The organism is Enterobacter cloacae complex sp. 402C9 (assembly GCF_050030745.1).
In the GTDB taxonomy this organism is placed as follows: domain Bacteria; phylum Pseudomonadota; class Gammaproteobacteria; order Enterobacterales; family Enterobacteriaceae; genus Enterobacter; species Enterobacter intestinihominis.
On the sequence record NZ_JBLGUW010000001.1, the window covers coordinates 4,423,114 to 4,448,573 of the forward strand.

A 25,460-nucleotide genomic window follows, 5' to 3' on the forward strand; every position below is an offset into this window, starting at 1 on the left:
GCTTTATGCTTAGAGACTCTCTTCCGCAGTATCCTGCGTTTCCCCATAAAACTGCTGGCAAAAAGGCTTACTGGCCCCCATTTTCTGTGACAGGCGGCTGGCGGTGGCATGCATTAGCTGGCTGATCCCCTGTTCACGGCGATCTTCAGTCAGTCTGGAGATGGGCCCGGTCAACGCCAGCGCCGCAATCAGCTTGTCATTGACGCCGAAGACGGGCATTGCGAACGCCGCAGTATGCGGGTCACGGGCGCCTGCGGTATAGAGCGGAACAGCGGGCTCCCCCTCTGGCAGCGCGTCATTAAGGCCCCAGTGGCGAAGCACTTTACTGATGGCAGAATCGTCCAGCGGAAACTGAGTACCCGGCAGATTGCTGTGACGCAACCCGTGCGATGCTTCTGCCCGGAACAGGCACAGACGTTGCCCGCCTTCTAACACATACCAGCTGGCGCTCTCCTGAGAGGCCTGTGATAACGCCTGAAGCTCAGGCTGCACCACCCGGGAAAGATGGAAAGATTGTTCATAAAGTTTGCCAAGGTAAAGCAGACGTGGGCCAAGCGCATAATTGCCGTCATCATGCCTGACGACATAGTTCATTCGCTCAAGCGAATTCATTAACCGGTAAACCGTGGTTTTGTGATAACCCGATAGCTGCGCCAGCGCGGTCAGCGTCAGGCTCTCATCGCCGGGACGGAAGCAATCCAGTAAAGCCAGCGCCTTTTCGACCGCAACAACGCCTTCGTTACCCATCATCATCTCCTTTTCTGCTCGGCAGTGAGTGTACCTCAATTTTTGTGAGTCACTTCGTGTTTACATCACAAACGCCATCGCAGATCTGGCTAATGGGAAAGTAACACCGCTATAGTTGTTTTGCATTGTACACCTGCATTGTACACAGTAAAACAATATGGAGGCATATATGTCCGTTTCTGAAAAATCATTGATTAATCGTCAGGTCGAACGCGTATCGGCTGAACAGGTTCACCAGGCTGCCGAGTATCAGGCCGCCATTCTGGCGGATGTTGCCGGTCGCCGCGGTACACTCCATGGTCGTATCAAACCGCTCGCGCCTCACATGGCCGTTGCGGGCCCGGCAGTTACCGTGGAGGTGCGCCCGGGAGATAATCTGGCCATCCATGCCGCAATGGCCGTAGCACAGCCTGGCGATGTGTTGGTTGTTGACGGGAAAGGCGACCTGACCTGTGCGCTGCTCGGTGAGATTATGGCGACGCAGGCCCAGGCAAGCGGTATTGCGGGCATCATCATTGACGGGGCGGTACGTGATGCCGATACCCTGAGTAAAGGGCACTACCCCGTCTTCGCCGCCGGTCTTAACCCCTGTGGCCCGACAAAATCAATTCCTGGCCGGGTTAATCACCCCATCTCTATCGCTGGTGCAACGGTACGAGCCGGGGATCTGGTGGTCGCGGATATCGACGGCGTGGTGGTGATCCCGCGTGATGAAGTGCAGACCGTTATCGCCATGGCCAAAGGGAAACTCGAAACAGAGACCCGACGTCTTGCTGCTATTCGTGAGGGCGATTTACGTCCACACTGGCTTAACGACGCGCTGCGTAAGGCAGGCATGTTATCTGACGGGGAGACGCTGTAATGGAAGACAAACGCGTTGTACTGGTCACGGGATGCGACCTGGCGGACCAGGCTGTCAACATGCTGCGAGACTTTGACGTGGTGTATGCCGGTCACCAGCCCACAGAAGATCAGCTGGTTACGCTGTGCGAACGGCACAATCCTGTGGCCATCCTGGTGCGTTACGGCAAAATAACCGCAAGGATCATGGATGCAGCCCCTGAATTACAGGTTATATCGAAACACGGAAGCGGCATTGACGTGATAGACCAGCCAGCGGCAGCGGCGCGTAATATCGCCGTTCGTTCCGCCCCCGGCGCCAATGCGGCAGCGGTTGCAGAACATACCTGGGCATTGATTCTTGCCTGTGCCAAATCGGTGGTCACCCTTGATAAACGCCTGCGCGACGGGCACTGGGATAAGGCCACGCACAAATCGATCGAGCTGGAAGGCATGACGCTGGGGCTTATCGGTCTGGGGGCGATTGGCTCGCGGGTTGCGCTGGTGGGGCAGGCATTCGGCATGCAGATTGTGGCGTATGATCCTTACGCTAAAACGATGCCTTCTGGTTGTGAACGGGCAAACACCTTACCCGACCTTTTATCCCGTGCCGATGTTATCTCATTGCATTGTCCGCTCACTGACGACAACAGAGGAATGATCAACGCAGACACGCTCGCGCACTGTAAACGTAACGCGATTCTGGTGAACACAGCGCGCGGCGGGTTAATTAACGATGAAGCCCTGTTACACGCGCTGAAGGATGGAACCTTGCACAGCGCAGCACTCGACAGCTTTAACAGCGAGCCACTGACCGCCCCGAACCTGTGGCAGACCGTCGATAACGTCATCATTTCGCCGCATATTGGCGGCGTCAGCGCAGCGTCATACATCAAGATGGGAACCGTGGCCGCCAGCAATATTCTGGACGTTGTACACCTGACTGACGTCGCCGTCAGCCCCTAAAATGCAATGATGAATGACCGCGCCCGCTTGTCATTTACCCTCAGCTGTACACAGACATTAAAGTTGTCTCCTTTAACATGAAAAAGACTTTAAAGTTGTCTACTTCTTCAGATAGACCTACTTAACAGGATACTAAGTAGGTCATCTCCTTTCTCGCGTAGCATCTCTCGACGTTCACAGCAGAGGACACGTTTCAAAATGTCATCCAAAATTTTTTTCCATTATCTGACGTTGGGTGATTTTGATGGTCAGCGAGTAGAGGCTTTAACAATGTGGGTTGCCCTGAGCAAAGTAAGGGAAGTAGATGTACCAGAAATGTACGCGTTTCCTTGCATGAAGGGGGGCATCTTAAAGCTCATTGATTAAACAAACTCACTATGCCGCTACAAACAGCCCAAAACCGTCACTTGATAACGTGTTATTTAGATAAATTAATGCTCAGGGCTTTTAGCCAAACTGTCACTTGATGTAAGAATCCAGAACCTTCAGCACAACGTCCAGGTCTTCTTCTCGTTTCTGTTCTTCACTTTCATGAACAATATGTTCAGTCAAATGTCCTTTAATCACTTCACGCAATAAACCATTCACGGCACCACGTATGGCGGCTATTTGTTGCAGTACAGCGGCACATTCGTGAGGTTCATCAAGCATTTTTTTCAGCGCAGCAACCTGCCCCTGGATCTTGCTTGTACGTGCTTTCAGTTTTTGTTTATCGCGGATGGTATGTGACATGTGGGCTCTCACTCTCCTGGATATTTTATGTAACTATACCAGCGTTATTCTACTGGGGGGTAGTATATTTTACTGGGGGGGAGTAGAATCCGGCCTACACTTAATAACCAAGAATGATTCTCATGAACGAATTTACGACACTTCTTCAGCAAGGCAACGCATGGTTTTTCATCCCCAGCGCCATTCTGCTTGGCGCGCTTCATGGACTGGAGCCCGGGCACTCCAAAACAATGATGGCAGCATTCATCATTGCTATAAAAGGCACCGTACGTCAGGCCGTGATGCTGGGTGTCGCGGCAACATTGTCGCACACTGCAGTCGTATGGCTGATTGCTTTTGGAGGGATGTATATCAGTAATAAATTTACCGCAGAATCAGCCGAACCCTGGCTACAGATGGTCTCTTCAGTGATCATCCTTGGTACGGCTTTTTGGATGTTCTGGCGAACCTGGAGCGGTGAGAAAAACTGGCTGGAGGGAATGCAGGAGAATGAACATCATCACCATGACGAAACAAGGTTGATCGATACTGGCCATGGAAAAGTTGAACTGTCCATTTTTGAAGAAGGACAACTTCCCCACTGGCGGCTACGCACTCTTAGTGGCCAAAGATGGGCTTCTGAAGATATCTCATTAACCACACTTCGGGAAAACAGTACGATCTCTCAGACTTTTGAATTTGTTGATCATGGTGATTATCTGGAGTCAACATCTCCCATCCCTGAGCCTCACAGTTTCAACGTACGTCTGTCTCTGGGACATCGTGGTCATGTCCATGACTATGATGTGGCGTTCGCTGAACACGACCATGACCATGACCACTCTGAGCTTGATGGGCTGGATGTGAATTCGAAAGAGTATCAGGACGCTCACGAACTGGCTCATGCCAATGACATAAAACGCCGCTTCGACGGGAAAGAAGTAACCAACGGGCAAATCCTGATATTTGGACTGACAGGAGGGCTTATCCCTTGCCCGGCAGCTATAACTGTATTGTTGATCTGCCTTCAGCTTAAAGCGCTTACGCTGGGTGCCACACTGGTTGTTTGTTTCAGTATCGGCCTGGCATTGACCCTCGTAACGGTTGGAGTGGGTGCTGCGATCAGCGTTCGTCAGGTCGCCAAACGCTGGAGTGGCTTCAATACCATCGCCAGAAGAGCCCCCTATATTTCAAGCGCCCTGATTGCTGCTGTTGGGATTTACATGGGTATACATGGCTGGAATGGGCTGGTGCATTAACACCGGTACTGATGACACACACTCTGGGTACTTACAAAGTACATCCTAAGCGCCACCGTTGAGGTTATGAGCAGAAAAACCCGGAATATAAAGCTGCTCTTTCCGGGACTTGTTGCTGAGGCAGGGATTAAGTAACTGATTAAATCCATTCCCATAAGACTCAATGATAAATGAAAGAATAAAAAAAACGCTCCCGAATGGGAGCGTAAGCCAGTGACTTCGGCGTCAAATGAGGGTCTGACAAGTGGAGCTGCGGGTTAATTCTGGGTGATCTGGCTGCGATGCTTTTCAGCCTGCTGCTGATGAATAACGGAAGACTGACCATTATTCGCCTTCTCGTGCACAACAGCGGCTTTTTCATGCTCGTTCATTTCTGAAAATGACGTTGCTGATTCGTTGGTGGCCCCTGGTTTGCCTTTCATCATTTTTTTATGCATCTCCGCCATGTCCTGGTGGGCAGAAGCGTTGCCGTTTTGCATCATTTCATGGGACATTGCAGCCTGATCGTGTCCGCTCATATCCATCATTGTCATACTGTCTCCCTGAACAGCGCTTTTTTCAGAGGTTGACTGCATCTGATGGGCGGGTGCCTGGGCATTATTTACCTGGTCATGCATGTTCATTGTCTCTGCAGCCATGGCGGATGAAGCGACAGCCATAATGGCAACAAATGATACAAGGATCTTTTTCATGGTTGGGTCTCCGGTGTTTTCATACCCAAACAATCAACGGCTTATAACAGAGAAAGCATTTGATCTCAGGGCGGGTTATTCATCACTCCAGGAACCAGGCGATTGCGTTATCACTCTGCTCCTGATTTATGTATGATTATAAAAAACCGCCTCTGTTTATCGCGTGACTGAATGGTGACAATTTTGTCACCTTCCAGGTTTCTCCTGAAGAACGGGATTAATCCATTAACAGGCGCACTTTGAACACAATTTCCCGCCCCTGCTGTTCTGCTGACAGCTCGCCGCCGTGAGCATGAATGATCGACCTTGTAATTGATAATCCCAGCCCCGCGCCTTCCGTGTTGTAGAACCTTGATGAGTCTGCGCGATAGAACCGGTCAAACAAACGTTCCAGATTAGCGGGAACCTGGCCGGACATCGTATTCGTAATCATCACGTTCACACAGTCACTGTCACGCTCAAGGTGTATCGCTGTACAGGTGTTATCGGGAGAATACTTGATTGCATTGGAAAGCAGGTTACTGAAAGCACGTCGGAGCATATCGCTGTCTCCGGCAACAACGCCCTCTCCTTCAACCGTGATTGTCTTTCCTGTTTCGTCTGCCAGGGGCTCGAACAACTCACGTAATTCATTCAGTTCGGCTGCCAGATCCACATCATGTTTATCCAGCCGCAGCAGACCATGCTCTGAACGTGCCAGAAAAAGCATGTCACTGGTCATTCGTGACAACCTTTTCAGTTCTTCCAGGTTAGCGAATAAAATTTCGCGGTAATGCGAAACATCCCTTTCCTTAGCCAGTGCAAACTGCGTCTGCATCATCAGATTACTGACTGGTGTGCGCAGCTCATGCGCGATGTCAGACGAGAAATCTGACAGTTTCCGGAATGCCCCCTCCAGGCGATCAAACATATTATTGAACTCCTGCATGGTCTCAGAGATTTCCGGCGGAGCCAGATCGGGATTTAGACGCTGATCCAGGCTGTGTACAGTCATGGAGGAAGCCAGACTGGTCATTTCCCGTAACGGTTTCAGACCAATACGTGTGGTCAGCCAGCCCAGAAAAACAGAAATAAAGACCAGACCGATATTGAACCAGAACAGCCAGGTACTGAGTTTGTCCATAAACAGGGTGTGATACCCAGTATCCGTGGCAACCGTAATGATGACATGTTTGCTTTTACCCTGTTCCGGCGTCACGGCAACCCGCCGCGAGATACTGCGGTACACGGTGTTATTTTCTTCCGTCTGGATCATATAGTCGAGAATATCACCCGACTTATTAAGCAGGACCGCTGGAACAACAGAATTTTTGGCATAGAGTTCAACAATTTTTTCATTTTCCATGTTTTTTATAGAAATGAATAAACCATTGTGCCCTACCATCGCATCGTTTATTTTTTCTGATAATGACTTAATATCCGTTTTGTTCCGGAACGTCTCTGTTTTAAGAAACTCTTCGGTGAGCTGAAGTTTACCTGTCAGAAAATCGCGGTCCTGATTATCGAAATAGCCATTAAGGGTGCTAATCAGGATAAAACTTGATAACCACCATACCGTAAGCATCACCGCAGAAAAAATCAGGCTCAGGCGTGTGGTCAGGGAAATTTTGAACCTCACTCTTCTCTGATCTCCAGGACATATCCGGCACCGCGAACGGTATGGATCAGTTTTGGCTCAAAGTCATCATCAATTTTACTTCTCAGACGTCTCACGGCGACATCAATCACATTCGTATCACTGTCAAAATTCATGTTCCAGACCAGGGACGAGATAAGACTCCTGGGTAACACTTCTCCGGTGCGTTGCAGCAGCAACTCAAGCAGAACGTATTCTTTACCGGTGAGATGGATCTTCTTCCCCGAACGGATCACGGTCCGGCGCACCATATCAACGGTCATATCGGCGATGGTGCAGACTGTTGCGGCCTGCGAGCGTGCCCGGCGCAGTAGGGTTCTTACACGTGCAACCAGCTCCGTAAAATCAAAGGGCTTAATCAGGTAGTCATCTGCGCCAAGCTCCAGTCCTTTCACTTTGTCCCGCACGTTGTCCTTTGCGGTTAAAAACAGGACCGGTTCTTCGTGCCCGGACTCCCTCAGTGCGCTGATGATTTGCCACCCGTCGAGGAAAGGCAGCATCACGTCCAGTATTATCAAATCATACTGTCCCTTCGACGCGGCCCCGAGACCATCGCGGCCATTATTAAAGAGATCGGCCTGATAGCCTTCCTCAACCAGTCCCTGCTGCAGGTAACGACCTGTTTTTTGTTCGTCTTCAACGATTAAAATACGCTGCATGGTCAACTCGCTGATATGAAAGTAAAAATCTCACGCATGAGCTTTGGCTGTCCCCTAGCTGACCTGAGACGGAGCAAGCATTCCGAGCCACGCTACGGCGCCCAGAATGATAATCGCAACAACGAATTCTGTCAGGATGCTGTTTCGCATCAGGGCAACGCTGCGATCATAATTCCCTTCCCTGACCATAACTTCAAGCCGGGGACCCAGGTGAAACCGGTTTGCTGCAGCCAGAAGAAGCATCAGAACAAACAGAGCCGTCTTGGCAAGCAATATCCTCCCCCAGGAACTGTTGAATAAGGGAGTTAAGTTACCCTCAGCAATATACAGATAGTTGACCAGCGCACTCAGGATCAGGGCTACAACAATCACCGTTCCTGCCGTGGCAAATTTTGCCAGGGAGTCAGATATCACAATGACGCTCTGTGCATTATGCTCGTTTCTGCGCATCAGCAGGATAGCAAATGCAACCAGAGCACCTGTCCAGGCACCTGCAGCACCGAGATGGGTCAGATCGCTCAGTAAATGGAGATAGTAATGCAGACCGTCATGCATAACGGCGTGTCCTCCCCAGGCAAGTGTAGCCAGCGCCACGCCCCCACTCATCGTCATCAGCAGGCAGGACAATACTCTCTTATTAGTGTAAAGGAACAAAGCACCGAGTGTGGTAAACAGGGCACAGAGCCTGACAATCCAGCTAATACCCACATCAGTTTCTTCTATCACCATCTCGATAACATGGATGGATAATTCTCTGAGGTCAGTTACTCCACTCATGGCATTAGATACCAGGAGCATATTAATGCCAGTAAGAATGATGCCTGTAACAACAGCAAAGGTTATAAACGACCTGAAATTAGTCAGGTTATAGGTTTCATGTCTGACACCACTTATTCCATATATCTGAAAAAATGGCAATCCAAATATTACCATCAAATCCAGATAAAGAAGAAAACGAATAACAATCATAATCAGGTCGTTCATAATATTACTTCACTGTAAAGGTGTAATTACCGGTAATAGGGTGCGTATCTGAAGAAACCGCGCGCCAGTCAACACGATAAGTGCCAGCGGGTAAAGGCTCTCGCGGAATAATGACCATCGATTTAGGGTCAGCGCCTGGCGCCACTTTTGCCGCGACCGGCATCGGAGAATGTGATGACATGCCTTTCATACCCGTCATCGTTAATTTTGCACCTGAGAATTTCACGGTCAGATTTTCCGAGAAATTAAGCTGAATCTTTTCCGGGGCCGCTACGGCTGAATCAGCCTGTGGCACAGAGCTTTTTAATTCCGGATGGGCCATAGCAGAGAAAGCAACGCCCATAACGAGGCCACCTGTAAGAATGGCTTTATTTAAAATCGACATTTTATTTACCTGTTTAGTTGAGTGTTTTATATCAGTGCGTTAAAACCAGATTCTGGCTCCCGCCAGGAATACTACCTGATGGTCTTTCTCACCTTCTCTTTTCGCCATATCGGATGTTTTCCCGTAAAGTTGATTCCAGGAAACGCCTATATAGGGTGCAAACTCACGGCGTATTTCATAGCGCAGCCGGAGCCCCAGCTCTGTGTCAGTCAGTCCCCTGCCGCGACCCCGCGATTCATCATCCTGACTGTAGAAATTCACCTCATAGGATGGCTGGAGTATGAGCCGGTTAGTCAGTAAAACGTCGTATTCTCCTCCCAGACGAAGGGCTGCTTTTCCGCCATTACTGACAAAACCCGTAATTTCAGACTCAAAATTATAGAGTGCCAGCCCCTGAAAACCGACAGCAGCCCAGGTCCGGGCAGAAGCAGGTCTGAAATCCTGCCTGACACCCGCAACCAAATCCCACCATGGGCCAACCGCATGTCCCCAGAGTAACTGCGCTTCAGCCGCCTCCGTTTCCCCATTGCTTCGTTCACCTTCACTCTTTAGCCAAATCCGATCTGTGTCGCCTCCAATCCAGCTGTTAACACTCCAGCTGAAATTGTTGGTGTTATCCGACCGTTGCCATTCCAGTTGATCCAGCAGAACCAGATAATTAATCGCACTGTCGTGAATCGCATGCCCCTGTAAATTGCCGAATGCAGCCTTCCGGTCGGCATCGGTAACAGGCGGAATTGGCGTTCTGCTCTCAGTTACAATGGGCTCCATTGACGTCATCTCAGTGAAATTCTCATCTGCTGGCATCTGCATGGCAGACATGTCGTGCCCGGCGTGGGGATCTGCAGAGACGGAGCCCGCCGCAATAGAAAGCTGTGAGGTAAAGAAACCGGCGACCAGAACAGGTATGGCCTTCAAATTTCTCTTCATTCGCATCATTCCTCCACCCGGACTTCACGAAACATTCCCATTTCCATGTGATAGAGCAAATGGCAGTGATACGCCCAGCGGCCAAGCGCATCTGCTGTCACTCTGTAACTGCGTTTTGTACCAGGGGGAACATCTATTGTGTGTTTACGAACCATGAAATTACCGTTTTCATCTTCCAGATCGCTCCACATACCATGCAGGTGAATGGGGTGAGTCATCATGGTATCGTTGATCAGCGTGATCCTGAGCCGCTCACCGTATTTCAGCAGCACCGGTGCGGCATCTGAAAACTTGATTCCGTTAAATGACCAGGCAAACTTTTCCATGTGGCCGGTTAAATGCAGTTCTATGGTACGGCCAGGTTCACGTCCGTCAGGATCCTCAAAGCGGCTTTTCAAATCCGCGTACGTGAGAACCTTCCTTCCGTTATTTCGAAGACCAATACCCGGATCATTTAATTTCGGAGAGACGCTCATCGCCTGCATATCAACCAGTGGGTTATCCGTTTCTGACGCAGGATGACTTTGCATACCCGGCATTCCGGCCATCCGGGAATGATCCATACCGGCCATGCTGCTGTGATCCATGGGCGCGGAGGATGTCCCGCTATCCGGAAGGTCAGCACCGTCCATAGACATCATCTCTCCGCTGTTATCCATGCCTCCCATCTGGCTGTGGTCCATTCCTGCCATATCATGTCCCATTCCCCCCATACCCATATCTTCCATGGTCAACAGAGGACGGGGATCGAGGGGGGGAACGGCAGCACTTAACCCCTCTCTCGTGGCCAGTGTCCCTCGAGCGTAACCGGTCCTGTCCATGGATTGTGCGAAGATGGTATAGGCCTCACCCTGAGGCTCCACAATGACATCATAGGTTTCGGCAACGGCAATCCTGAATTCGTCAACGGTAACCGGGTTTACATACTGGCCATCTGCAGCCACGACCGTCATTTTCAACCCGGGGATACGGATATCGAAATAGGTCATTGCCGAGCCGTTGATAAACCGTAAGCGTATCTTTTCACCGGGACGGAACAGTCCGGTCCAGTTTTTCAGCGGGGCCTGCCCGTTCATGAGATAGGTGTAGGTGTAGCCACTGACATCCGCGAGGTCAGTCGGATTCATTTTCATTTCAGCCCACATTTTCCGATCGGCAATGGTGGCTGACAGCCCCCTGGTATTCACGTCGCGGAAAAAAGAGCCAACGGTTGGTTTATTGAAATTGTAGTAATCCGACTGTTTTTTTAATTTTTTCAGCAGGCTGTGAGGATTTTCATCGGTCCAGTCAGACAACATGACCACATGCTCACGATCGTAAGCAAACGGTTCTGGCTCCCTGGCATCGATGATAATGGCACCGTATACCCCCTCCTGTTCCTGCAGACCGGAATGGCTGTGGTACCAGTAAGTCCCGTTCTGCTTAACCTTAAAGGTGTAAACGTAGGTATCATCAGGCTCTATGCCCATAAAACTCAGCCCCGGAACACCATCCATATTGGCCGGAAGAATAATGCCGTGCCAGTGAATGGACGTCTGTTCATTAAGACGGTTTTTGACCTTCAGGGTAATGGTGTCACCTTCTTTCCAGCGAAGAACGGGCCCCGGCAGGCCTCCATTGATTGTTTTGGCCTGACGCTCACTGCCCGTGATATTGACGGCCGTTTCACCAATGGTCAGGTCAAACTGAGTACCCTGCAGGGATGCGGCAACTGGCAGGCTCAGACTGGAACGCGCATTGAAACTCCATACGCCAAGACTTCCGGCTACGCCAGAGAGGGTTAACCCCTTCAGGAAAGTTCGTCGAGACGTTTTCAACAGCATGCGCATTCCCTTATTTAAAGTATGGTTACTGACAGAATTCGAGAACCGATTTAAATTAAATTACTGGTTCATCCACTTACAATGAAATGAATCTAGCACACCTTAAGAAACAAATTCATTACAATCGTGTAATGTACATGGCTGTATTACATTTACGTCATCTTCCCCACAGGTTGATTATTTTTATATATGATCATAAGGACATCTTTTATGTACCTCAGAAGGTAATTACACATGAATATATTAATCACGACCACTGCGTTTACAGCTTTATTTTGTGGGGCAGCTTTTGCTCAGTCCAGTGATATTGCCCATGAAGCACATCGATTTGTTAATAATGCCTCAGCCGTCAGTCATGTGAATTCCTCGACGCATGAAAACTTACCGGACAGGGTTAATAAAAACAACACGCCCTCATTCTCTGAAATGAATGAACATGAAAGGGCCATTGTTGCTCATTCATTTATGAACAACAGCGCGTCCTATGCGCATCAGAAAATGATTGAGGAACATAAAAAAATGCTGTCCGGCAGTGATGCAAATTCAAAGACCTCGTCTTCTTCTTTTAACGAACTGAATGCCGGAGAAAAAGCCGCTCTCGTGCATGAGCAGGTCAATAATGCCGGTGCGGAAGCACATCAGACGCAGGCAAGAAAGCTTCGCGGGCTGTATTCGACCAGGTAACTGCAGGCGGGTTAGTGCTTAGCGTCAGGTGCGCAGCAGGGCTTTACTGACGGGTTACGTAGCAGGACATGAGCCCCATATTGCTCTGCCGTAACCTGTTTCAGTCCCGTTAATCATCACCGTCGGGCTGGTCATACAGTTCCCAGAGCTTCAGGAGCAAACGGGAAACAAGATATGTTACAAAAATGACGACCATCAACGGTGCTCCCGATTAACTGACAGATGACACGCCTCCTGAAAACCCCTAGCATACGCCGCAGTGTTCATGCTAACGGCGAATTCCAGTAAATGTATTCTACCGATGTCGTAAAAGAAAATGCCTACCTTTCAGCCACCCGCTCGGGGCTGGAATCGAACGAGATCGCTACTCTTCAGCGCTCCTTGCCTTCCCGGTTTAATCTGCGGCATTTGAAAAAAAATGAATCATTAAAACTCGTACTGCAAAAGAAAGCGGGAAAATCACGTGTCGTGGCCTATAAATTTACGTCCGGTTCATTTAATTACACGGCGTATCGTATATCAGATAAAAAGTTCTATAACCTTTCCGATACTTCCGGGAAAGGCAGTCTCGATTATCCGTTACCGGCCACAGCAAGACTCAGTTCGCCTTTCAATCCTGCAAGACTTAACCCGGTATCGGGAAAAGTGAGTCCCCATAATGGCATTGATTATTCCATGCCCATGAACACGAAAATAGTCAGCGTCATCGACGGAAAAATCACCCGGGCCGAATACAACAGTACCATGGGATATTTTGTTGAAGTAACGGGAAAAGCCGGTGTTAAAACTCGCTATCTCCACCTCAATAAAATACTCGTTACTAAAGGGGCCAGGGTTACACGGGGAGGTGCTATTGCGTTATCCGGTAACAGCGGACGTTCATCCGGTCCTCATCTGCATTACGAGCTGGTCATCAATAACAACCCTGTTAACTCTCTGGCGTTCCGGGCAGCGGCACCCGCTGATAACAAACTCGAACAGCATGCCTTTGCGCATGCCAGAGACTACGAACGATACCTGGACTGATAACGGGACCGCGACGCGGCCCCGTCTGCCGGATTAATTTTTTTTATCGTTTTCACTTCCGTGATGTTGATGATCTCCATGCCCTCCGTGGCCGTGGAAAAGATGCATTAGCGGGCAGACCAGCAATAACAGATATGGCCAGTAACCTGCCACATGTGACCAGTGTTCGCGCAGGAGGGCAAATGCCGCGATCGCGGCGACAGCAATAAGCGCAAAGGTGGTACTTTTCATACTGGACTCCTTCTGTTCGTAACTGACCCTTCACTCAGTGTTATTTCCCGAGCCTGACACTTTTCAGACGCAACGCATTCACAATGACGCTGACGGAGGAAAGAGCCATGGCCGCCGCCGCAATAACTGGCGACAGCAGTATTCCATACACAGGATAAAGCAGACCTGCAGCCACAGGCACGCCAAGTGCGTTGTAGATAAATGCAAAAAACAGATTCTGACGGATATTTTTCATGGTGATCTCTGACAGATGACGGGCCCTGTTCAGTATCATCAAGTCGCCTTTGAGAAGGGTGACTCCGGCACTTTCAATTGCCACATCTGTACCCGTTCCCATGGCTATACCCACGTCAGCCGCTGCCAGCGCCGGGGCATCATTCACACCGTCTCCGGCCATCGCAACCACATGGCCAGACTCTTTCAGTCGGGTTATCACTGCTTTTTTGCCATCCGGCAGAATTCCGGCTTCAACCTCATCTATTCCCAGTTTCCGTGCGACTGCTTCAGCAGTAAGCTGGTTATCCCCGGTGAGCATAACAATGCGGATCCCCGCCTGACGCAAAGCTTTAAGCGCATCCGGCGTGGTTGTTTTCACGGGATCCGAGATAGCTATCAGGCCTGCAAGGTCCCCGTCTGTGGCCACATAGATAACGGTAGCGCCTTCCATCCGCAACGTATCCGCAACGGCCTTTTGATTATCAATAACGATACTGTTTTCCTGCATAGCCAGTTCATTACCAATAACAACCCGTTGACCTTCGACATCGCCTGAGACACCTTTACCCGACGGTGCATCGAAATGAGTGACTGCGGGTATTGCGATCCCCTTTTCCTGTGCTGCTTTAACTACTGCCATACCCAGCGGATGCTGCGAGCCTTTTTCCACTGCGGCTGTTACACGCAAAAGAGATGTTTCCCCACCCGGATTGAGACTGATAATCCCTGTCACCGTAGGCGAACCTTCCGTGAGCGTGCCTGTTTTGTCGACAACCAGCGTGTCCACTTTTTCAAGACGCTCAAGGGCTTCGGCATTCCTGATTAACACCCCGGCCTGGGCTCCTTTGCCCACCCCCACCATTATCGACATCGGCGTGGCCAGCCCCAGCGCGCAGGGACAGGCAATAATCAGGACCGACACAGCCGCAATGAGACCGTGCGCCATCCTGGGCTCGGGCCCCCAGACAGACCAGATCACGAAAGCAACAACCGCGATAAGTATCACCAGAGGAACAAACCAGCCTGAAACGCTGTCAGCCATTCTCTGGATGGGGGCACGCGAACGCTGTGCATCAGCGACCATCTGAACAATTCGTGAGAGCATTGTTTCATCACCGACTTTCTCTGCACGGATGATGAGACTCCCTGTCTGATTAATGGTCCCCCCGATGACAGGGTCACCCTCCGTTTTGGTAACCGGCATAGATTCCCCGGTCACCATCGATTCATCAACGGTTGTTTTGCCTTCGATCACAATACCGTCGACCGGAATACTCTCTCCTGGTCTGATGCGGAGCTTATCGCCAGGCAGAACATCTTCCGCATTAATATCCGTTTCATGACCGTCATGATCCAGCCGCCTGGCGGTTTTGGGGGCAAGATTCAGTAGTGCAGTAATGGCACCTGAGGTTTGTTCCCGTGCCCGCAGCTCAAGAACCTGTCCCAGCAGAACAAGCACCGTAATAACTGCTGCGGCTTCAAAATAAACGGCCACCAGGCCATCCATGTTTCTGAACGATGCAGGAAACCAGGAGGGGAAGACGGTTGCAATGACGCTGTACACCCAGGCTACGCCGGTGCCCATTGCAACAAGGGTAAACATATTCAGGGAGCGGTTACGTAACGACATTCCGGCCCGGGCGAAGAATGGCCAGCCACACCACAACACGACAGGAGAGGCCAGAAGCAGCTGCAGCCATGTGTTGTACTGTGGCGGTACTGTATTCCTCAAGGCGGGAAACAGATGAGATCCCATTTCGAGTACCAGAACCGGAAACGCCAGCAACAACCCCAGCCAGAAGCGTCTTGTCATGTCGCGAAGTTCATCACTTGGCCCCGTGGATGCCGTAGCTACGAGCGGCTCCAGTGCCATTCCACAGACAGGACAGCTTCCGGGACCACTGCGGCGTATCTCCGGGTGCATCGGACATGTCCACACACCTTCAGAATTCTCTTTCTCCGCCTGGTGGTGAGGCTGTTTTATCTGATCAGGGCTGACTTCGTGATGATCGTGGTGATGGTGATGGGAATGTTCACTGGCATCTTCGGTAAGATAACGATCGGGATGGGCTTTAAATTTACTCTCACAGCTGGCGGAGCAGAAATAAAGTTGATGGTCCTGGTATCGAATGCTGCTGTGCGCCCTGTCGGGCAGGATGTCCATCCCGCACACGGGATCTCTCACCTTATGCAATACGTGGCCCTCGTCCGGGGATAATGTCTGCTCAGAAGCAGTCTGGTTGTTGTGTTGCACTGCATTGTCATTTTTCACAGTAACTCTCCTTATGCATACCGAAGCATCTTCTGTCTTCAGGGTATGTCATGGATGCGATTACCACGAATGCCGCCGGCATAAGAGTGCCTGCTGCCGGCGTCCCGTTATCAGCCGTTCCGCTGACTATTCGATTCGCTGGAAGACTTTTTTACTTCCATCCGGTGAGAATGCGATAACATCGTAAGCCTCTTTTCGGGCTCCCATCTCCATTCCAGGACTTCCTGCTGGCATACCGGGGGTGGCGAGACCGTATATACCTGAACCAGACTGCATTGCCTTATGTATCGTTGTCGCAGGCACATGGCCTTCAATGATCAAATTACCGGCAACCGCGGTATGACAACTTCGCAGTCCTGCAGGAATAGCATGCTTTTCTTTCAGGGCTGACAGCGCCTGATCATTCATGACGTGAGTTCTTACTTCAAACCCGTCTTTTTCCATCGCCTTGCCCCACAGGGAACAACAGCCACAGTTTTCAGATTTGTACATATCAATCACTTTTTCACTCGCCATCGCGGGCAGTGAAAGGCCGAGAGCCAGCGCCATCAGAACCACTTTTTTCATACTCACCTCTGTATATTATCGATTTAAACCCTGACGTCAGGGTGAATCAGTAAAGAAGGACACCCACAGGGGGTGCCCTTTCAGGTTCAGGACACGCTTTTTTTATGTCTGCGCAGCCAGATTAATTTGTAGGCGGCAGGAATAATGAACAGGGACAGCAGCGGAGCCGTGATCATCCCACCAATCATGGGTGCCGCGATACGGCTCATGACTTCTGAACCTGCACCGGTTCCCCAGAGTATTGGCAGCAGACCCGCAATGATCACCGCCACGGTCATGGCTTTCGGCCGGACACGCAGTACGGCACCATGATAGAGGGCTTCATCAAGGCCTTCCGGTGTGAACGTCTCTTTACGGGACAATTCCGGGTGCGCTTCAATGGCATGACGCAGATACATCAGCATGACCACGCCAAACTCTGCTGCCACCCCGGCCAGAGCGATAAACCCCGTTCCGGTTGCGACTGACATATGGAAGCCCTGCCAGTACAGGAACCATATCCCGCCAACCAGGGCGAACGGCAGGCTCATCAGGATCAGCAGGGCTTCATCAACCCGGCGGAATGCCAGATACAACAGGATGAAGATGATCATCACCGTCATCGGCACCATCAGCTTCAGTTTCTTGTTGGCATGCTCAAGCAGTTCAAACTGTCCGGAGAATGACACGCTGGTACCCGGTCTCAGTTTCACTTTCTGACTGATCGCCGTTTTAATGTCATTAACCACCGACACCATATCCCTGCCGCGCGCGTCAATGTAAATCCAGCTGGCTGGACGGGCATTTTCCGTTTTCAGCATAGTCGGCCCGGAAACGACCTTAATATCCGCAACATCGCCCAGCGTGATCTGCTGCTTCATCGGGGTCAGGATCGGCATCTGTTTCAGGGCCTGCGGGCTGTTCCGGTAATCCTGCGGATAGCGGATATTAATCGGGTACCGGGCCACGCCTTCAACCGTTTCCCCTACCGTCGCGCCGCCGATGGCTGATGAGATGAACAGCTGCACATCGCCCACCGTCATTCCGTAGCGGGAGGCTTTTTCCCGGTTGATATCCACATCAATGTAGCGCCCGCCTTCCAGTCGCTCTGCGAGAGCAGACACTACGCCGGGTACGGTTTTGGCGACCGCTTCGATACTCTGCGCCGTTGCATCGATATCGGACAGAACCGTTCCGGACACCTTGATACCTATCGGGCTTTTGATCCCGGTTGAGAGCATATCAATACGGTTACGGATTGGCGGCACCCAGAGGTTTGCCAGCCCCGGTAAACGGACGGTCCTGTCGAGTTCTTCAATAATCTTGTCAATCGTCATGCCTGGACGCCACTGATCCTCAGGTTTGAGCTGGATCGTGGTTTCAACCATTTCGAGCGGTGCGGAATCCGTGGCGGTCTCTGCTTTACCGGTCTTGCCAAATACAGAGGCCACTTCAGGAACGCTTTTGATTAACTTGTCCGTCGTCTGCAGGAGCGCTGCAGCTTCAGCCGGAGAGACACCCGGCAGGGTCGACGGCATATACAACAGGTCGCCCTCGTTAATCTTCGGCAGAAACTCACCGCCCACCTGGCTCAGCGGCCAGATAACGGTGAAAATGGACAAGGCCGCAACCAGCAGGGTTGTTTTTGGCCAGTGGAGAACCCGCAACAGCAATGGATGATACGCTTTGATCAGTACCCGGTTCAGGGGGTTACTGGTCTCTGCAGGAATTTTCCCCCGGATCCAGAATCCCATCAGAATCGGAATGACGATGATGGCCAGCGCGGCCGCGCCCGCCATGGAGTACGTTTTCGTGAATGCCAGCGGGCCAAACAGACGTCCTTCCTGACCTTCCAGGGTAAAGATAGGAATAAAGGACAGGGTGATGATCAGCAGGCTGATAAACAGTGCGGGTCCCACTTCAACGGAGGCATCGGTAATCACCTTCCAGCGGGTGGCGTTGTCAATCTGCTCACCAGGATGCTGATGATCCCACTCCTCAAGCCGCTTATGCGCATTCTCAATCATCACAATGGCGGCATCCACCATCGCACCGACGGCAATCGCTATCCCTCCCAGCGACATGATATTGGCGTTCAGTCCCTGGAAGTGCATGACGATAAAGGCGATACACAGACCAAGCGGCAGAGAGATAATCGCCACCAGGGCAGAACGTACGTGCCACAGGAACAGGGCACAGACGATGGCCACCACGATAAACTCTTCCAGAAGTTTGGAACTGAGGTTATCAATCGCCCGGTCGATGAGCTGGCTGCGATCGTAGGTGGTCACGATTTCAACGCCTTCCGGCAGGCTGGCCTTCAGCGTCTCAAGTTTATCCCTCACTGCCGTGATAACGTCGCGTGCATTTTTACCCGACCGCAGGATCACCACGCCGCCAGCGACTTCGCCCTGGCCGTTCAGCTCGGCAATACCACGCCGCATTTCAGGCCCGGTCTGCACGCGGGCAACATCCCGCAGATAAACCGGCACGCCGTTCTCGCCTGTTTTCAGGACGATGTTATTAAAATCATCAATGCTCTGAAGATAACCGCTGGCACGGACCATATACTCAGCTTCGGCCATTTCAACGGATGAGCCACCGGCCTCCTGGTTAGACGATTCAAGGGCCTGTTTCACTTCGGGCAGGCTGATACCATACTGAGACAGTTTTACCGGATTGACCTGAATCTGGTACTGTTTCACCACGCCGCCAACCGAAGCGACCTCAGCCACGTTCGGGATGGTTTTCAGCTCAAATTTCAGGAACCAGTCCTGCAGAGAACGCAGTTCTGAAAGGTCGTGTTTTCCGCTGCGATCGACAAGGGCATATTCAAATATCCAGCCCACCCCCGTGGCGTCCGGACCGATTTCAGAACTCACACCGGCGGGCAGTTTTCCCTGTACCTGGTTCAGGTACTCCAGCACGCGGGAACGGGCCCAGTACAGATCGGTGCCGTCTTCAAAAATGACATACACATACGAATCACCGAACTGTGAAAAACCACGCACGGTTTTTGCGCCAGGCACGGACAGCATGGTGGTGGTAAGTGGATAGGTGACCTGGTTTTCTACAATCTGCGGGGCCTGGCCGGGATAGCTGGTTTTGATAATGACCTGCACATCTGACAGGTCAGGCAAGGCATCGACAGGCGTGTTAATAATCGTCCATGTGCCCCAGATGCTGAGAAACAGGGCCCCCATCATGACCAGGAAACGGTTGGCGACAGAGCGCCGGATAATCCATTCAATCATCGTCGTCTCCTCAGTGCCCTGAATGCATATTTACAGGCTGGTCAGACATTGCTGGCATACTGCTTTCTGTTTTTTCAGGGTGGCGCATACGTTCCAGTGCGCCCGTAATATTGGCTTCAGAGTCAATGAGGAACAGGCCACTGACCACCACGGTATCGCCTTCATTCAGGCCGGAGCCGATGCCGGACTGTTGCTGTGACTCATGCAGAACGTGGATCTGTTTCGGCACAAACTTGCCTTCATCATCAACAGTAATCACGCGCTGTTCTTTGCCGGTATCGATAACGGCCTGGCTTGGTATCAGCAGCATCTCCTGGCTCCTGGTATTCAGTTTCAGATAGGCATTCATGCCCGGCTTGAGAAACTCATCCTTATTAGAAACCTGGAGACGGACCTGAAGCGTACGGGTTGTCTGATCCACGCTGGGAAGAATATTCCATTTTTCGACATGGAATGTTTTATCCGGATAAGCCGGTACCGAAATTTCAAACTGCGACGTATCTTTCAGCAGATAGGCGATAGATTCTGGCACTGCAGCGCTGATCCAGACCGGGTCCATTCCCTGAATCTGAGCCACCACCTTATCTTTCGAAATATTCATGCCGGTGCGCAGGTCAAATGCAGTAATGACACCATCAATAGGTGCTTTAATGGTAAAACGGGTCTGAATGCTCCGGGTAGAACGCAATCTCTGAATATCCTCTTCCGGCATACCTGCCAGGCGAAGCCGTTCCAGAACGCCTTTAATTTGCGTGGAAGTACCACCGGTGCTGGATAACAGAAGGAATTCACTCTGTGCTTCCACCCAGTCCGGAATGGTAATATCGATAAGTGGCGTCCCCTTCTTCACATGATCGCCAATCGTCATGGGGTAGACTTTTTCGACAAACCCGTCAGAACGCGCCTGCACAATAACAAACTGATACTCGTTATAGCTGACATTAGCCGGGATTGTCTGAGAATATTTCAGCATTCCTCGCGTGACTTTTTGCGTTTTTAATCCCAGATTCTGAACCTGGGTTGGGTCGATACGGATCCCGCCACTGCTTTTATCGCCACTGTCATCAGCATATTTTGGCACCAGGTCCATATCCATAAAGGGCGATTTTCCGGGTTTATCAAATTTGGTATCCGGTTTCATTGGGTCATACCAGAAAAGCACCTTTCGTTCCGGTGCCTTTTGTTCTGTTTTTTCTGTCTTTTGTGCTGAGTTTACATACTGCCAGGCAGTAACCGATATCAGCCCCCCTGCTATGAGGCTGCTGATAATTATTGCAGCATATTTTATCTTTAAAGAAGCCATACAATTTTCCGCTAAAAAATCAAAACACCTGGCATATGCGCCTGACGGTTAACTCACACATATACCTATGTGAATGTACAGGCGCACAGGATGTAATCGCTCCGGACAGCCAATCAGGACTGCGTCACGTTAATGCTTTTGAGTAAGGAGATATTGCCCTGCTGAATAAACGAGAAATCGACATGGTTGCCTGTTTTCAGGGCATTAATAGCATCGTCTGCATTAACAAAAGTAAAGCGCATGGTCATTGCAGGCCAGCCCACCGCTGGAATTGCTTCATGCGAAATGGTGATTTTCTTAGTATTCATATCAATGTCTTTAACGACACCGGTGCCCTTGATAACTTGCTGTACCGAAGCATCACTGGCAGTATTCATATCGCCATGCTGATGTGTTTCAGCATGAAGACCGGCAGAAAACATGACAGAGAAGGCACCAAATAAAACGGCTTTAAGTGAATTACGCATTTTAATTTCCTGATTAATTAAATAAATTTACTCTACCCAACCGCCACCCAGCGCGGTAAACAGATTAATTTCGTTAACCTGCCGGGAATAGGTAAGATCGAGAATGGTTTGCTGGGTAGCGAAGAGGGAACGTTCTGCATCCAGCACTTCGATGTAACTGACAGCACCACTTGCATACAATCCTCTGGCACGCTGGAGAGTTATCTGAAGTGAATCAAGATAACGCTGCTGTGACTCAAGTTGCTGGCTAAGGCTGTCGCGCAGCGCAAGCGTGTCGGAAACATCCTTAAAGGCTGACTGAATTTTTTGTTCGTAATTAACCACCGACTGTTGCTGGCGAATTTCAGCCAGCTTCAGATTGGCTTTATTCCTGCCAGCATTAAATATAGGAATTTCAATTTTAGGGATAAAATTCCACATTCCACTTCCTGACGTAAACAGGCTGGACAGCTCCGTACTGCTTGCGGAAAGACCACTGGTCAGGGTAATTGAGGGGAAAAAGGCCGCTCGCGCTGCGCCAATATTGGCATCAGCCGCTTTCAGCTGATATTCCGCTTCCATAATATCCGGTCGCTGCAGCAAAATTTGTGAAGACAGATTTGGTGGCAATTTTACTGGGGCTATCTCCCCGCCTTTCATCCCTTTTTCTGACGGAAGTGCGCGGTACGTTCCCAGCACCAGTTGCAGGGCATTGTTTGCCTGAGCCAGATCGCCTTCTCGTTTGGCTATTTCGGCGCGGGTACTTTCGATTTGTCCTCGCGCCTGTTCAAGTGCCAGAACGTTCGTACTCCCGGTCACGAGCTGCTGCTCAACGAAAGCATAGGACTGTTGATAATTTTTCAGCGTTTCCCGCGCAATACGAAGTTGTTCGTACGCCAGTTGCTGGCTGAAATAGCTTTGTGAAACGTTGGATACCAGCAGGATGTGTACGGCCCGACGGGCTTCTTCGCTGGCAAAGTAGTTCTGGCGATCAGCATCACTCATGTTCTTAAGTTTGCCGAAAAAATCGAGCTCATAACTGAACTCCAGACCTGCGTCGTACTCCTGTGTGGTCGGCTTGTCACCTTTCAGACCACCGCTGTATGTGATCCCGGATGAGGCATTCAGCTGGGGATAACGATCTGCATCCGTGACGTTGAACTGGGCCCGGGCCTCTTCAACCTTCAGTGCAGCCATTCTCAAATCACGGTTATTAGTCAGGGCTTCAGTAATCAGCCGGGTGACCTGGGGATCGACAAAAAAGTTACGCCAGCCCGTATCCTGATAGCCATTCACCGCTGGCGTCAGGCTGTTACGGGACAGTGAAAACTGCTGGGGTACCGGTGCTGCCGGACGCTGATATTCAGGCGCCAGAGAGACACAACCAGCCAGAATGAAGATTGTGCTGATGCTGAGTAGTTTTAATTTGAACATATTGCTTCTCGTCCAGGCAGACCTGGTAAATGGTTCAAATGAAGTCCAGAGTGTTGATAGGGGTACTTTACCTAACGCTCTCTGTTTGCCGAGTGACAGGATAATGACAATGTTGTCATTTTTGCTGTAATCCGTTGATAACGATCGTGGGCGCAATAGAATGACATTAGCAGCCAGCCGGGGAGCAAGATGAAAATATTGATCGTCGAAGACGAAATTAAAACAGGTGAATATCTCAGCAAAGGGCTTACAGAGGCAGGGTTCGTAGTGGATCACGCTGATAATGGTCTTACCGGATATCATCTCGCCATGACAGCCGAGTATGATTTAGTCATTCTGGATATCATGCTACCTGATGTGAACGGCTGGGATATCATCCGCATGCTGCGCACTGCCGGAAAGGGTATGCCGGTCTTACTGCTGACAGCCCTCGGCACGATCGAACACAGGGTCAAAGGACTGGAACTGGGTGCGGACGATTATCTGGTTAAACCCTTTGCGTTTGCCGAACTGCTCGCCCGGGTGAGAACCCTTCTGAGGCGGGGAAACACGATGATCACGGAAAGCCAGTTTAAGGTGGCTGACCTCTCGATTGATCTCGTATCCAGAAAAGTCAGTCGCGCCGGAAACCGCATTGTGCTCACCAGTAAAGAGTTCAGCCTGCTGGAATTCTTCATTCGCCATCAGGGAGAGGTTCTTCCCCGCTCCCTGATTGCCTCTCAGGTCTGGGACATGAATTTTGACAGCGACACTAATGCGATCGATGTCGCAGTAAAGCGACTCCGCGCTAAAATAGACAACGATTACGGGACAAAGCTGATCCAGACAGTCCGGGGCGTGGGCTACATGCTGGAGGTCCCGGATGCATAGCAAACCTTCCAGACGCCCTTTCTCACTCGCTCTGCGGCTGACCTTTTTTATCAGCCTGTCCACGATACTGGCTTTTATCGCCTTCACCTGGTTTATGCTGCATTCTGTTGAAAATCATTTTGCCGAGCAGGATGTCAGCGATCTTCAACAAATCAGCACCACACTGAACCGTATACTGCAGTCCCCGGTGGATCCGGATGATAAAAAAATAAGCAAAATAAAGGAATCAATTGCCAGCTACCGCAACGTTGCCCTTTTGCTCCTCAATCCCAGGGGTGAAGTGCTCTTTAGCTCAGCTCAGGGGGCGGCACTACGCCCGGCAGTGAATTCAGCAGATTTTAGCGAGCACAGCCGCGCACGGGATGTCTTTCTCTGGACGGTGGAGGATCCTGCGGGACCGATGGATACCGGGTCCGAAATGAAGATGGAAACATACAGGATTATCGCCTCCTCTGGTCAGGCGATATTTCAGGGCAAACAGCAGAACTATGTCATGCTGACTGGCCTATCCATTAATTTCCATCTCCATTACCTCGATGCGCTGAAAAAGAACCTGATTGCGATTGCCGTCGTGATAAGCCTGTTGATTGTTCTGATCATTCGAATCGCTGTCCGTCAGGGGCACCTGCCCCTTCGTAATGTCAGCAATGCCATTAAAAACATCACCTCCGAGAATCTTGATGCGCGACTGGAACCGACACGCGTTCCCATTGAGCTGGAGCAACTGGTTATCTCGTTCAATCATATGATTGGAAAGATTGAGGATGTCTTTACCCGCCAGGCCAATTTCTCTGCCGATATCGCGCATGAGATCAGAACGCCCATCACCAATCTGGTGACGCAGACTGAAATCGCACTGAGTCAGGATCGAACACAGAGGGAACTTGAGGATGTCCTCTATTCCAGTCTTGAAGAGTATAACCGGATGACCAAAATGGTCAGCGACATGCTGTTCCTGGCACAGGCAGATAATAATCAGCTGATACCTGACAGGGTCATGTTTGACCTCAGAGCGGAAGTCATGAAAGTCTTCGAGTTTTTCGAAGCCTGGGCCGAAGAACGCAATATCACGCTCAAATTTAACGGGATGCCCTGTCTGGTCGAGGGAGATCCACAAATGTTCAGAAGAGCGATCAATAATCTGTTATCCAATGCCCTGCGTTATACCCCAGAGGGACAGGCAATCACCGTCTCAATAAGAGAGCAGGAGAGCTTTTTTGACCTTGTGATTGAAAATCCGGGGAAACCAATCCCTGAAGAGCATTTATCAAGGCTGTTTGACCGTTTTTATCGGGTGGATCCGTCCAGACAACGAAAAGGAGAAGGCAGCGGCATCGGCCTTGCGATTGTGAAGTCAATCGTGGAAGCACATCACGGAAGAGTGCAGGTGGAATCGGACGTACGCTCAACTCGTTTTATCTTATCCGTGCCCAGACTTGAGAAAATGATTCCGGAAACCCAATACTGAGAATAAAGATTTAAATGACAAAGATGTCATTAGCCTGTCATGCAGCAAACAGAAGCCATTCGATATAATTAGTGCAAC

General features: G+C 50.6%; 23 protein-coding genes. 7 read left to right on the forward strand and 16 right to left on the reverse strand.

Features of this window, described 5'->3' with window-relative positions:
• Window positions 1–9: 9 nt before the first annotated feature.
• A complete protein-coding gene (locus tag ACQG1K_RS21145; protein WP_032674096.1) occupies window positions 10–747 on the reverse strand; it encodes an IclR family transcriptional regulator in 738 nt (245 codons plus the stop codon).
• Window positions 748–916: 169 nt separating this feature from the next.
• Between ACQG1K_RS21145 and ACQG1K_RS21150 the strand changes: the two genes are divergently transcribed.
• Together ACQG1K_RS21150 and ACQG1K_RS21155 are read left to right on the forward strand one after the other, a co-directional pair.
• Window positions 917–1,609 (forward strand): RraA family protein, encoded by a 693-nt coding sequence (locus tag ACQG1K_RS21150; RefSeq protein WP_367075798.1) that lies wholly within the window; start codon window positions 917–919, stop codon window positions 1,607–1,609.
• Window positions 1,609–2,553 carry a hydroxyacid dehydrogenase gene (locus ACQG1K_RS21155; RefSeq protein ID WP_367075796.1) on the forward strand — a complete coding sequence of 315 codons (945 nt, stop codon included), beginning with the start codon at window positions 1,609–1,611 and terminating at the stop codon, window positions 2,551–2,553. Before ACQG1K_RS21150 ends, ACQG1K_RS21155 begins: the two co-directional genes overlap by 1 nt.
• Before the next feature lie 459 nt (window positions 2,554–3,012).
• Here the strand turns inward: ACQG1K_RS21155 and rcnR are convergent, their stop codons facing one another.
• The gene (gene rcnR / locus ACQG1K_RS21160) at window positions 3,013–3,285 is read right to left on the reverse strand and encodes a Ni(II)/Co(II)-binding transcriptional repressor RcnR (protein WP_000019951.1); all 273 of its coding nucleotides are present in this window, start codon (window positions 3,283–3,285) and stop codon (window positions 3,013–3,015) included.
• Between the two features lie 122 nt (window positions 3,286–3,407).
• Between rcnR and ACQG1K_RS21165 the strand changes: the two genes are divergently transcribed.
• Window positions 3,408–4,523 (forward strand): nickel/cobalt efflux protein RcnA, encoded by a 1,116-nt coding sequence (locus tag ACQG1K_RS21165; RefSeq protein WP_001572377.1) that lies wholly within the window; start codon window positions 3,408–3,410, stop codon window positions 4,521–4,523.
• Between the two features lie 257 nt (window positions 4,524–4,780).
• Here ACQG1K_RS21165 and ACQG1K_RS21170 read toward each other — a convergent pair whose 3' ends face one another.
• The 7 genes from ACQG1K_RS21170 to pcoA form a co-directional block, all read right to left on the reverse strand.
• Window positions 4,781–5,215 carry a hypothetical protein gene (locus tag ACQG1K_RS21170; protein WP_000723070.1) on the reverse strand — a complete coding sequence of 145 codons (435 nt, stop codon included), beginning with the start codon at window positions 5,213–5,215 and terminating at the stop codon, window positions 4,781–4,783.
• Window positions 5,216–5,432: 217 nt separating this feature from the next.
• Window positions 5,433–6,833 (reverse strand): copper resistance membrane spanning protein PcoS, encoded by a 1,401-nt coding sequence (gene pcoS / locus ACQG1K_RS21175; RefSeq protein WP_001211180.1) that lies wholly within the window; start codon window positions 6,831–6,833, stop codon window positions 5,433–5,435.
• The gene (gene pcoR / locus ACQG1K_RS21180; protein WP_001188930.1) at window positions 6,830–7,510 is read right to left on the reverse strand and encodes a copper response regulator transcription factor PcoR; all 681 of its coding nucleotides are present in this window, start codon (window positions 7,508–7,510) and stop codon (window positions 6,830–6,832) included. The genes pcoS and pcoR overlap by 4 nt, the downstream gene beginning before the upstream one ends.
• A gap of 54 nt (window positions 7,511–7,564) precedes the next feature.
• Window positions 7,565–8,443, reverse strand: coding sequence for a copper resistance inner membrane protein PcoD (pcoD, locus tag ACQG1K_RS21185; protein ID WP_229692861.1), 879 nt, complete (start codon window positions 8,441–8,443; stop codon window positions 7,565–7,567).
• 55 nt (window positions 8,444–8,498) lie between these two features.
• Window positions 8,499–8,879 carry a copper resistance system metallochaperone PcoC gene (gene pcoC / locus ACQG1K_RS21190; RefSeq protein WP_000025662.1) on the reverse strand — a complete coding sequence of 127 codons (381 nt, stop codon included), beginning with the start codon at window positions 8,877–8,879 and terminating at the stop codon, window positions 8,499–8,501.
• A 39-nt stretch (window positions 8,880–8,918) separates the two neighbouring features.
• Entirely contained in the window at window positions 8,919–9,809 is an 891-nt protein-coding gene (gene pcoB / locus ACQG1K_RS21195) for a copper resistance outer membrane transporter PcoB (RefSeq protein WP_171861965.1), read from the reverse strand.
• 5 nt (window positions 9,810–9,814) lie between these two features.
• Entirely contained in the window at window positions 9,815–11,632 is a 1,818-nt protein-coding gene (gene pcoA / locus ACQG1K_RS21200) for a multicopper oxidase PcoA (protein ID WP_000925242.1), read from the reverse strand.
• A 234-nt stretch (window positions 11,633–11,866) separates the two neighbouring features.
• Between pcoA and ACQG1K_RS21205 the strand changes: the two genes are divergently transcribed.
• Entirely contained in the window at window positions 11,867–12,316 is a 450-nt protein-coding gene (locus ACQG1K_RS21205; RefSeq protein WP_001023257.1) for a copper resistance protein, read from the forward strand.
• Between the two features lie 288 nt (window positions 12,317–12,604).
• Window positions 12,605–13,342: a peptidoglycan DD-metalloendopeptidase family protein gene (locus ACQG1K_RS21210; protein ID WP_000287501.1), complete on the forward strand. Its 738-nt coding sequence runs from the start codon at window positions 12,605–12,607 to the stop codon at window positions 13,340–13,342.
• 33 nt (window positions 13,343–13,375) lie between these two features.
• Here ACQG1K_RS21210 and ACQG1K_RS21215 read toward each other — a convergent pair whose 3' ends face one another.
• The 7 genes from ACQG1K_RS21215 to silC form a co-directional block, all read right to left on the reverse strand.
• Complete coding sequence (locus ACQG1K_RS21215) at window positions 13,376–13,573, reverse strand: DUF2933 domain-containing protein (RefSeq protein ID WP_049013314.1); 198 nt, start codon at window positions 13,571–13,573, stop codon at window positions 13,376–13,378.
• Between the two features lie 40 nt (window positions 13,574–13,613).
• Entirely contained in the window at window positions 13,614–16,061 is a 2,448-nt protein-coding gene (silP, locus tag ACQG1K_RS21220; RefSeq protein ID WP_023331515.1) for an Ag(+)-translocating P-type ATPase SilP, read from the reverse strand.
• Between the two features lie 126 nt (window positions 16,062–16,187).
• A complete protein-coding gene (locus ACQG1K_RS21225; protein WP_000758228.1) occupies window positions 16,188–16,628 on the reverse strand; it encodes a DUF411 domain-containing protein in 441 nt (146 codons plus the stop codon).
• An 86-nt stretch (window positions 16,629–16,714) separates the two neighbouring features.
• Entirely contained in the window at window positions 16,715–19,861 is a 3,147-nt protein-coding gene (silA, locus tag ACQG1K_RS21230) for a Cu(+)/Ag(+) efflux RND transporter permease subunit SilA (protein WP_000574029.1), read from the reverse strand.
• A 10-nt stretch (window positions 19,862–19,871) separates the two neighbouring features.
• Window positions 19,872–21,164 (reverse strand): Cu(+)/Ag(+) efflux RND transporter periplasmic adaptor subunit SilB, encoded by a 1,293-nt coding sequence (gene silB / locus ACQG1K_RS21235; RefSeq protein ID WP_049013320.1) that lies wholly within the window; start codon window positions 21,162–21,164, stop codon window positions 19,872–19,874.
• A gap of 113 nt (window positions 21,165–21,277) precedes the next feature.
• Window positions 21,278–21,631, reverse strand: coding sequence for a cation efflux system protein CusF (gene cusF / locus ACQG1K_RS21240; protein ID WP_001246155.1), 354 nt, complete (start codon window positions 21,629–21,631; stop codon window positions 21,278–21,280).
• A 27-nt stretch (window positions 21,632–21,658) separates the two neighbouring features.
• A complete protein-coding gene (gene silC / locus ACQG1K_RS21245; protein ID WP_000475511.1) occupies window positions 21,659–23,044 on the reverse strand; it encodes a Cu(+)/Ag(+) efflux RND transporter outer membrane channel SilC in 1,386 nt (461 codons plus the stop codon).
• Window positions 23,045–23,233: 189 nt separating this feature from the next.
• Here silC and silR point away from each other — a divergent pair, with 189 nt between their 5' ends.
• Both silR and silS read left to right on the forward strand, forming a co-directional pair.
• A complete protein-coding gene (gene silR, locus ACQG1K_RS21250) occupies window positions 23,234–23,914 on the forward strand; it encodes a copper/silver response regulator transcription factor SilR (protein WP_000697969.1) in 681 nt (226 codons plus the stop codon).
• Window positions 23,907–25,382: a copper/silver sensor histidine kinase SilS gene (gene silS / locus ACQG1K_RS21255; RefSeq protein ID WP_007374412.1), complete on the forward strand. Its 1,476-nt coding sequence runs from the start codon at window positions 23,907–23,909 to the stop codon at window positions 25,380–25,382. The genes silR and silS overlap by 8 nt, the downstream gene beginning before the upstream one ends.
• The last annotated feature ends 78 nt before the right edge of the window (window positions 25,383–25,460 follow it).